Source organism: Ureibacillus yapensis (genome assembly GCF_003515775.1).
GTDB lineage: Bacteria > Bacillota > Bacilli > Bacillales_A > Planococcaceae > Ureibacillus > Ureibacillus yapensis.
The window spans coordinates 50,643-58,103 of record NZ_QWEI01000015.1; the positions used below are offsets into that span (position 1 = coordinate 50,643).

General features: G+C 39.4%; 8 protein-coding genes. 6 read left to right on the plus strand and 2 right to left on the minus strand.

The window, feature by feature from the left end:
* Positions 1-147 precede the first annotated feature (147 nt).
* Together D1B33_RS17580 and D1B33_RS17585 are read right to left on the minus strand one after the other, a co-directional pair.
* Entirely contained in the window at positions 148-657 is a 510-nt protein-coding gene (locus tag D1B33_RS17580; RefSeq protein WP_118877719.1) for a flavin reductase family protein, read from the minus strand.
* Positions 658-675: 18 nt separating this feature from the next.
* The gene (locus D1B33_RS17585) at positions 676-2,022 is read right to left on the minus strand and encodes an MFS transporter (protein ID WP_118877728.1); all 1,347 of its coding nucleotides are present in this window, start codon (positions 2,020-2,022) and stop codon (positions 676-678) included.
* Positions 2,023-2,382: 360 nt separating this feature from the next.
* Here D1B33_RS17585 and D1B33_RS17590 point away from each other — a divergent pair, with 360 nt between their 5' ends.
* The 6 genes from D1B33_RS17590 (at position 2,383) to D1B33_RS17615 (ending at position 7,393) form a co-directional block, all read left to right on the plus strand.
* A complete protein-coding gene (locus D1B33_RS17590; protein WP_158583015.1) occupies positions 2,383-2,805 on the plus strand; it encodes a riboflavin kinase in 423 nt (140 codons plus the stop codon).
* Positions 2,798-3,085 (plus strand): hypothetical protein, encoded by a 288-nt coding sequence (locus D1B33_RS17595; protein WP_118877721.1) that lies wholly within the window; start codon positions 2,798-2,800, stop codon positions 3,083-3,085. The genes D1B33_RS17590 and D1B33_RS17595 overlap by 8 nt, the downstream gene beginning before the upstream one ends.
* Positions 3,086-3,179: 94 nt before the next feature.
* On the plus strand, positions 3,180-3,929 hold the full coding sequence (locus D1B33_RS17600) for an IclR family transcriptional regulator (protein WP_118877722.1): 750 nt from the start codon (positions 3,180-3,182) through the stop codon (positions 3,927-3,929).
* A 217-nt stretch (positions 3,930-4,146) separates the two neighbouring features.
* The gene (locus tag D1B33_RS17605) at positions 4,147-5,223 is read left to right on the plus strand and encodes an LLM class flavin-dependent oxidoreductase (RefSeq protein WP_118877723.1); all 1,077 of its coding nucleotides are present in this window, start codon (positions 4,147-4,149) and stop codon (positions 5,221-5,223) included.
* A 189-nt stretch (positions 5,224-5,412) separates the two neighbouring features.
* Positions 5,413-6,585 (plus strand): MFS transporter, encoded by a 1,173-nt coding sequence (locus D1B33_RS17610; protein ID WP_158583016.1) that lies wholly within the window; start codon positions 5,413-5,415, stop codon positions 6,583-6,585.
* A 37-nt stretch (positions 6,586-6,622) separates the two neighbouring features.
* Entirely contained in the window at positions 6,623-7,393 is a 771-nt protein-coding gene (locus D1B33_RS17615) for an SDR family NAD(P)-dependent oxidoreductase (protein ID WP_118877725.1), read from the plus strand.
* The last annotated feature ends 68 nt before the right edge of the window (positions 7,394-7,461 follow it).

The following is a 7,461-nucleotide window of genomic DNA, read 5'->3' on the forward strand; positions in this document are numbered from 1 at the left end:
TAGGAGGAGCGGCAAGTATCTTTTCCAAATTATAAGCCCACCTGCTGCTTTTTATCAAATAGAAGAAAAAAGATAGTGTTCCATAATAAAAAAACTCATGAAGGGAGTTTCCCTTTCATGAGTAAAACCTTTAGATTGCAAGGCAGTTTATTTTGATTCATAAAACGAACTTGGAATAGGTCCGAATTGGCGGCGATGATAAAGCATCGGCTCTTTCGTTTCGTCCACTTTAATGTTTGTAACTTCCCCGATTAAAATGGTATGGTCACCCGCTACGACCGCTTGATGCGTTTTGCATTCCAATACAGCAAATGCGCCTTCGATAACCGGCAGCTCCCGCGGGGATAGCTCCCAATTGCATGTGCCAAAACGATCTACATTTTTACTTGCAAAGTTTAAACATAATTGCTGTTGATCGCCTGCCAAAATATGAATAGCAAATTTCCCTCTATTCGAGAATGTATCCAATGTTGAAACCTTATGATCGATTGACCATAACACCATTAACGGATCCAAGGATACAGAAGCAAATGAGTTAACAGTCAACCCTACTGGTGTGCCATCTTCCTCTGTTGACGTGACAATGGTTACACCTGTCGGATAGTTTCCTAATGCTTGTTTGAATAACTGCTGATTTTCAGTAAGTGTCGATGTCATTTTATAGAACCTCCTCGATTATGACTCTTCTACAAGTTCCCTTTTGATATAAGATTGCTCTTGGGTTGTGGAAGAATACTTTTGTTGTACTAAAATTACCATTAAGAACCCGATAACACCCGGAATCGCAAATACCATAAAGTTTTGGTAGTATGGCAAACTAATTGTCATGAGCAAACCACCGATCATCGGTCCGGCAATCGCGCCTAATCGGCCAATTCCCAATGCCCAACCTAGTCCGCTTGAACGCATCTCCACAGGATAATATTGCGAAATATAGGAGTTCATAATAATTTGGGTACCAATTGTAGTTGCACCTGCAATCGCTACCAAAATATACATCACCATCAAATTGTGGACTAAACCTAATAAAGTTAATGACGTGCTGGCCCCTAGGAAAAATGCGATCAAAATGACTTTTGAACCGAACCGGTCCGCCAGTTGTCCGCCAAAAATAGCACCGAAAATGGCCCCAAAGTTTAGAACCAACAAGAATACCAATCCATTTACCTCTACGCCAGCCCCTTTGATAAGCTGAGGCAACCATGTATTTAATCCGTAGATCATTAATAAACACATGAAAAATGCAATCCAGAAGACGATTGTACTGAGTGCACGATTATTTCTGAACAGGTTCATAATTGGTGCGCCTTTTTCTTCTTTCGCCTCCATTACAAACGTATGGGACTCATCGAATTTATAAGTTGAATCAATTTTTTGTATAATTTTACCTAGTTCTTCTTTTTTGTTATTAGCGATTAAGAATCTAGGTGATTCCTGCAAGGTTTTGTACATAAATGGCAGTGCTAATAGTGGAAGACCGCCTACCAAGAACAGTGCACGCCATCCAAATGGTTCAATAACCATAATAGCGATTCCAGCTGCAAGTACTCCCCCTACCGAATACCCACTGAACATGATGGATACCAATGTGCTTTTTAATTTTTTTGGCGCATATTCAGTCGTTAAGGCAACTGTATTTGGCATAACGCCGCCAAGTCCAACTCCTGCAATAAAGCGGAAAATACCAAAAGTAGTTGGATTATTTACAAAAACAATCCCTACGGTAAATATGCTAAATAGGGCTACACATAATAGAATAACTTTTTTTCGGCCTATTTTATCGGCTAAAGGTCCAAATATGAGAGCGCCAAGCATCATCCCGACAAGCGCCAAGCTTTGGAGAGAGCCGGCTTCCTTCGGTGTAATGCCCCATTCTGCCAAAATGCTGGATAAGGCAGATCCATAGATTACCAAGTCATAGCCGTCAAACACAATAATAAATGCACACCAAAACAATACCATGCCATGCAATGAGTTAAAACGAGACTCATTGATTTTTTGTTCTACATTAATTGCTTTCAATAATACTCCCCCTTTTTCAAACATGCAAAATTGCAATGCATACTCTTCTGTTTCCATGAACCAGCCTTTAACTCCACATCCTCATGATTTTCACTTTAAATCATCTCTTTAAACCTGCTTATCTCCCCCCAAAGGATACACAACTCGTTAACACTGTTTACCCTATGTTTATTTTTAATTAATAATATATAACCCTATGTGTATTGTAAACTGATTTTTTTGGAATTAATTATTTTTTCGGAAAAGTCAATTTACAAACGCTTTCATTTTTGTTACTCTTAATTTGTAAAATTACTGTGAACTCAGTTAAACTATCGTTAACAAAAAATACTTAATAAACGTTAAAGGAGCTGATTTATTTTGCGTTCAATTAGAAATTCCCGATATGATTTAATAACCGGCATTGTCGTTCAAGGAAAACAATTAGGCAGAACGATTGGTTTTCCAACTGCCAATATTAAGCCCAATAGACTATTCAACCTGCCTAAGGGGGTTTATGGAGTTTTTGTGAATCATAGGGAAAACCGGTATACCGGCGTGATGAACGTAGGAGAAAGGCCTTCCTTTGATGATGGTAATCACTTAACTTATGAAGTACATGTGCTAGATTTCAACGACAACCTATATGGAGAAGAATTGACAGTAGAAATCGCCTTCTTTGTACGCAATGAGCAAAAGTTTTCTTCATTGCCTAATTTAATAAAGCAACTAAATAAAGATGTTCTTTATACTGCTAATCGTCTAAATACGACTTATATAGGAGGGGGACAACTGCATGCATAATAAGAAAAAAATCGATCAGCTCATTCATTTGCCTGATTTACGCTTTGTGAGATACTGTGAAGAGAACTTTGGTGTGAACCGGGGCATTTATAACATAATCGATGCATGGTTCTACGATCAAGACATGGTGAACGTTTCCAATCGTCGTAAAGTCATCATTGAATTTTTCAGTTATTTGAATAAAGAGAAAGAGAATTTTAAGTTTGGTCCGGGTGGAGTAAAAGCCCAATTGGAGAATTTTTGGATTTCAAAAAAGGACTCTCAAGTCGTTTCGGCTTGAGAGTCTTTTTTTTCTTATGAAATAACCAATTATATGGTATCTTAATAAAAAAGAGTTCAACAATAGTGAACAGTGCACCCCAGGAGGAGACGGAATGGAAGATAAGAAACAAGGGATTCAGTCAATAGAAATCGGCGTTTTAATCTTGCAGTTGGTGGCCGCTGCAGAAGGGCCGATCTCAATCACGGAGCTAGCCAAGTTATGCGAAACATCAAAGAGTAAGTTATACCGCTACCTAAATAGTTTTGTACATACCGGCATGCTTTCCAAAAACTCGGATTCCAAATACGTACTTGGCAGGGAAATATTAAGACTCGGTTTAAAAGCATCAAACGATATCAAGATAGCGGATATTGCACAACCCTATTTATTAAATTTGAAAGAAAAATTTAATGAAACATGCGCCCTTTCCCTTTTTGACGAAAATGGCCCCTTCTTTTTAAGCTGGGAGGAAAGTGCCCGCCCCATTAATATTGGCATTAAGGTTGGCTCCAAGGTATCCTTTACGGATAGTGCTGTTGGGAAGGTTTTTGCTAGTTACTTGCCGGAAAATTTAACTGAACAATTGATTGCCAAAGAATTAGTCGATGATCAGGCAATAAATGACTTCAAAGCAATCCTTCCAACTATTCGTGAAAATGGCTATGGCTATACAGTCAGTACAATTGTTGAAGGGATAAGTGCAGTAGCCACTCCCATTTTTGACAGGACTAACGCTATTGTTGCTGTCCTTAGTGTCGTTGGTCTGTCAAATTCAATAGACATCACACCAAATTCTGAAATTGTTATCAATCTAAAACAATTTAGTGAGCAAATTTCACAAGAATTAGGTTGGAATGCATAAATGAATATTTTCCGCTAAAACCACTGGCAATTCTAACTGCCACGTGGTTTTTTTGCTTTTTGGAATTGATGAAAAACTACTAAAATATAAAAATCAGAAAATTTTTACAAGAAAACGTTTGCATGTTGCTGATATTTCTGATAATTTAGAATTACAAACAACAACTGGTGAACGCAGTTAACTTGTTGTTAACAAAAAGAAAAGGAAGTGCATGCAAATGAAATTCGGTTATTTTACCCTAACTGATAACCCGATTGAATACGGTGATACTCGTAAAGATCCAAACCAAATGATTTTAGACTTGGAAGAACAATGTATTTATGCTGAAGAATTAGGTTTCAACTCTGTATGGGTACCTGAACACCACTTTGCCGCATTAGGTATTTTACCGGCACCTGCTACATTCTTGGCGAGTGTTGCTGCGAAAACGAAACGCATTAAGCTGGCACCAGCGACAGTGTTGCTTCCAGCTCAACACCCTGTACGCGTTGCGGAGGAATGGGCACTACTTGATGTATTGAGCGGTGGACGTACAATCTTCTCTGCAGGCCGTGGCTACGATAAGCGCGAATATGATGTATTCGATATCGACTTTAACAAGAGCCGTGAAATTTTCTTCGAGTCATTGGATGTTGTACAAAAAGCTTGGAACAGTAAAGATGGCCACTTCTCTCATAAAGGGGAATTCTTCAACTTTGATGAAATTTTATTAACACCAAGACCGGTTCAAGAAAGTCTGCCAATCTATGTTGCAGCATTCAGTGAACCGTCTATTCGCAAGGCTGCCGAAATGGGTGAAAACGTAATCTTCGCGCCATTCGCTGCAAACATGGTATTCGGCACAATGGAAAATGCAATCAAAGCATTCCAGGAGGCTTCGGCGGCACACGGGTTCAGCGGCAAAAAGGCGAGCTGCTCTTACTTTATCAATGTAACGGAAACACCGGAAGAAGAAGAAGCAACAAAACAACGTATGCTGAAATACTTCACTGGTTTAGTACCGGCATTCCCTGAAGATCCATCAAAGGCTCCGCCAAACATTCGCTACTTTGCAGAAATCGTTGAAAACCTAAAATCAATGACAACTGACAAGCTAAGCGATAAGAGCATTATCGTTGGAAACGCAGAATACGTTACAGAAAAACTAAAAGAAATCGAGAAAACAGGCTTGGATGAAATTATCCTATACTTCGACTTCGGCGGTCTTTCCCACCAGGAAACAATGAAGGCAATGGAACGTTTCGCAACACAAGTTCTTCCACACTTCAATCAAGAGGAAGCGCTAGTTAAATAACAGCGAACCTTGCTCATAATAAAAATCCCTTGCATAGTAGAGGTTATTAAACCATCTAGATGGAAGGGATTTTTTTCAATTTTCATCAACCGTATGTATTTAAATTTTAGAACGTATTGTAATATGAAGCTATGTTGCATTATTTTGGCCTTTAATATTGATTCTAAGATTCAAAAAGGTGGGCATCGAATGCTTATTCATGAAACAACCAAAATCAAAATGAACTATCCGTTAATGTCATTTATTTTAACCTGGTCCGGATTAGTCATTCTAATGAGCATGTTTGTGACCGTCCCTCTTACTTCCGTCTTCATGCACGATTTACATATCAGTGAAACGGACGCTGCCTGGATTGGCAGCATTTATTCATTCTGTTTTGCAATTGGTTGTTTGATTTATGGACCGCTATCCGACAAATACGGCCGCAAGATTTTTTTAATGGCCAGTACCCTTGTGTTGGCAGCGGTCACCTTTATCACCGGTTTTGTCCATGACTTTGAATTGCTTTTGGCCATGAGAGCGTTGCAAGGTTTTGCTTCGGCTGCATTTGCACCGGTCTCTCTCGTCTATGCCAGCGATATGTTCCCTCCCCATAAACGGTTAACTGTGACGGGATATATTATTTCCGGTTTTTTAATGGCGGGAATTATTGCACAAGTTTTTGGTATCATGATCAGCACAAGGTTTGGATGGTCAGCGATTTTTATCATCATGGGAATCGTTTATTTTATTACCGCATTGCTAGTAATTTTTTATTTGCCGAAGGATTCTGCCACGGACAAAGAAAATAGTATCCTAAGCAAATATATTCAGATGAAAGATATATTTAAGAATCTAAAACTCTGCATATCCTTTTATATTATGTTTACGGTTTATTTTTCACTGATAGGTATGTATACCTTCCTGGGCGACTACTTGCACCCATATGGATTTACGGAGAAAGATGTTCTCCCCATCCGTGCACTTGCAATAATCAGTATGCTGACATCCGTATTTGCTGGGAAAATTTCGAGTAAGTTTGGTGTCCAGCGATCATTGCGAAGCGCATTGGCATTGGCTTCTTTTTCATTACTTTTCATGGGCCTTGCTACATCCGCTAACTTAATTATTTTAGGCAGCTTATTATTTGTTGCTGGGATTGCTTATGTTGTCCCCATTAATGTTTCGTTAGTAGTAAAAAATTCCGGCTTAGCAAGAGGAAGTGCCGTGCTTTTCAATGCATTTATGTTGTTCCTGGGTGCAAGTATAGGCCCTATCCTCGCCACATCTTTGGCACAAGGGGGAAACTATCTTTTAGCTTTTGGTGTATTAAGTGGTTTTCTATTGATTGGCTTAATTGCCTCGTTCTTTTTAAAGGATTAATAAATGAAACGAACGATTTGACATAGGAGGGAAGTTCATGGATTTGCAGTTGGTTGGCAAAAAGGCACTGATTACAGGCGGCAGTAGAGGAATTGGCAAAGCAATCGCTCGTCAATTAGCTCTTGAAGGCGTGGAATGCGTAATATGTTCTAGAAATGAAGCATCATTGAAAGATACCGCCATGAAATTAAGCAAGGAGACGGGCAGAAATATCTACCCAATAGTTGCCGATCTAGGGGACCCTGATTCTATTTTTGCTATGGTAAAAAAGGCCGCGGATACGATGGGCGGAATTGATATCTTGGTGAATAATGGTGCACGGGTGAGTGGGAGGGAACCGGAAGATTTCCACCAGATAAAAGACGAACTTATTTTAAAGGACTTTGAAGAAAAGTTTATGGGCTATTTTCGATGTATACGAGCAGTTGCACCATACATGATGAAAAATAAGTGGGGACGAATTATTAATGTAAGTGGAACGGCTGCCCGCAATGTGGGCAGTATAAGTGCCGGCGCACGCAATGTATCTGTGGTTCATCTAACGAAGTCTTCTTCAGTTGAATTAGGGAAACATGGAATTACGGTTAATGCCGTCTATCCAGGTGTTACGGAAACTGAAACAACGAAAGATCGATTTCCGAATGAGAGAGATTTACATGCTTTCTCTGAAGCAAATTCAATCGGACGCTTAGTCAAAGCCGAGGAAATCGCCAATGTGATTACCTTCCTATCCTCCCCGCTGTCAGTTCCTATTACCGGCGAGGTCATTGATGTATCTGGAGGTTCAAATAAGGCGGTTTATTATTGAGGCAAATAAATATGAAAAAAACCGCTGAAACAGTCAGCGGTTTTTGTTTGTGCCTAGCGACGTCCTAC

Excerpts from the sequence above, each read along its gene's own strand:
- D1B33_RS17615 (WP_118877725.1), top strand. The coding sequence starts at position 6,623 with ATGGATTTGCAGTTGGTTGGCAAAAAGGCACTGATTACAGGCGGCAGT.
- D1B33_RS17610 (WP_158583016.1), top strand. The coding sequence starts at position 5,413 with ATGCTTATTCATGAAACAACCAAAATCAAAATGAACTATCCGTTAATG.
- D1B33_RS17580 (WP_118877719.1), bottom strand. The coding sequence starts at position 657 with ATGACATCGACACTTACTGAAAATCAGCAGTTATTCAAACAAGCATTA.
- D1B33_RS17605 (WP_118877723.1), top strand. The coding sequence starts at position 4,147 with ATGAAATTCGGTTATTTTACCCTAACTGATAACCCGATTGAATACGGT.
- D1B33_RS17595 (WP_118877721.1), top strand. The coding sequence starts at position 2,798 with ATGCATAATAAGAAAAAAATCGATCAGCTCATTCATTTGCCTGATTTA.
- D1B33_RS17600 (WP_118877722.1), top strand. The coding sequence starts at position 3,180 with ATGGAAGATAAGAAACAAGGGATTCAGTCAATAGAAATCGGCGTTTTA.